The sequence below is a fragment of the Pseudomonas sp. 58 R 3 genome (assembly GCF_900006605.1).
Lineage (GTDB): Bacteria > Pseudomonadota > Gammaproteobacteria > Pseudomonadales > Pseudomonadaceae > Aquipseudomonas > Aquipseudomonas salomonii.
In genome coordinates, this window is record NZ_CVTT01000076.1 from 324 (window position 1) to 593 (window position 270).

Here is a 270-nt window from a genome sequence, read left to right on the forward strand (position 1 = left end):
ACACAGTCGAGCCTGTGGTCTCACCGGCTTTAATAGTGATCGTCTGACCGTTCGAAAGCGTCACGGTAACGTCGGTTTGCGCCTTGTTGGTCAAAGTCGCGGTGTAGGTGATGTCGCCGCCCTCAACTACCGATGCTTTATCAGCAGTCAGCGAAACCGTGGTGTTGTCGATCGAATCAGTGATGGCTGTTTCAGCTGCCTTCGGATCGGTAACCAGATTCTCAAAGTTACCGCCTTCGGTTTTAGCGATCGTAGTGCTGACGGTTGAGC

At 53.0% G+C, this 270-nt stretch carries 1 protein-coding gene; it reads right to left on the reverse strand.

Going from position 1 to position 270, the window contains the following annotated elements; genetic code table 11:
- A partial coding sequence (locus BFP92_RS32195; protein ID WP_239694323.1) for an immunoglobulin-like domain-containing protein occupies nt 1-270 on the reverse strand: 270 nt, incomplete at both ends.